The 1,262-nt window shown below is 51.3% G+C and carries 2 tRNA genes and 2 rRNA genes; all 4 read left to right on the plus strand.

Annotated features, from left to right (window positions below):
• Positions 1-51 (plus strand): 16S ribosomal RNA (locus tag DEU53_RS22880); the annotation flags it as partial.
• A gap of 73 nt (positions 52-124) precedes the next feature.
• Positions 125-201 (plus strand) — tRNA-Ile (locus DEU53_RS22885).
• A gap of 143 nt (positions 202-344) precedes the next feature.
• A tRNA-Ala gene (locus tag DEU53_RS22890) sits at positions 345-420 on the plus strand.
• 202 nt (positions 421-622) lie between these two features.
• Positions 623-1,262 (plus strand): 23S ribosomal RNA (locus DEU53_RS22895); the annotation flags it as partial.

A 1,262-nucleotide genomic window follows, 5' to 3' on the forward strand; every position in this document is an offset into this window, starting at 1 on the left:
AAGTCGTAACAAGGTAACCGTAGGGGAACCTGCGGTTGGATCACCTCCTTACCTGAAGATACCTTCCCGCGAAGTGCTCACACAGATTGTCTGATAGAAAGTAACGAGCAGAAAAAACCTCTACAGGCTTGTAGCTCAGGTGGTTAGAGCGCACCCCTGATAAGGGTGAGGTCGGTGGTTCAAGTCCACTCAGGCCTACCAAATTTCTTCTCATGCTGCGTTAAAGCGCCGCTCGTATAGTGAACTATACGTCGCGCCACTTTGCCTTGCCTGAAAAGAAATTACCGTTTGTCAAAAACGGAACTCCTGGTGAGTGGTAGTAGTGGTCTCTGCAGTAACTGTATGGGGCTATAGCTCAGCTGGGAGAGCGCCTGCCTTGCACGCAGGAGGTCAGCGGTTCGATCCCGCTTAGCTCCACCATTACAGTGACTCAAAACAATACTTCAGAGCAAACCGGAAACGGTGTGCTGCGAAGTATTATGCTCTTTAACAATCCGGAACAAGCTGAAAATTGAAACGACGCGTTGGTTCATTTCTCCGTAATAAGAAATGAATAACAGCGCGTTCGAGTCTCTCAAATGCTTGCAGTCTGCACGCGTTGCAAAACGCCTGTGGGTTGTGAGGTTAAGCGACTAAGCGTACACGGTGGATGCCCTGGCAGTCAGAGGCGATGAAGGACGTGCTAATCTGCGTAAAGCGTCGGTAAGGTGATATGAACCGCTACAGCCGACGATGTCCGAATGGGGAAACCCGGTGCACCCAGTGCATCATCGCAACATGAATACATAGTGTTGCGAGGCGAACCCGGGGAACTGAAACATCTAAGTACCCGGAGGAAAAGAAATCAACCGAGATTCCCCCAGTAGCGGCGAGCGAACGGGGAACAGCCCAGAACCTGAATCAGTTTGTGCGTTAGTGGAAGCGTCTGGAAAGTCGCGCGATACCGGGTGATAGCCCCGTACACGAAAGTGCACATTCTGTGAGTTCGAAGAGTAGGGCGGGACACGTGGTATCCTGTCTGAATATGGGGGGACCATCCTCCAAGGCTAAATACTCCTGACTGACCGATAGTGAACCAGTACCGTGAGGGAAAGGCGAAAAGAACCCCGGCGAGGGGAGTGAAACAGAACCTGAAACCGTGTACGTACAAGCAGTGGGAGCCTCTTTATGGGGTGACTGCGTACCTTTTGTATAATGGGTCAGCGACTTATATTCTGTAGCAAGGTTAACCGTATAGGGGAGCCGCAGGGAAACCGAGTCTT

The organism is Pantoea sp. AG1095 (assembly GCF_003208415.1).
Lineage (GTDB): Bacteria > Pseudomonadota > Gammaproteobacteria > Enterobacterales > Enterobacteriaceae > Pantoea > Pantoea leporis.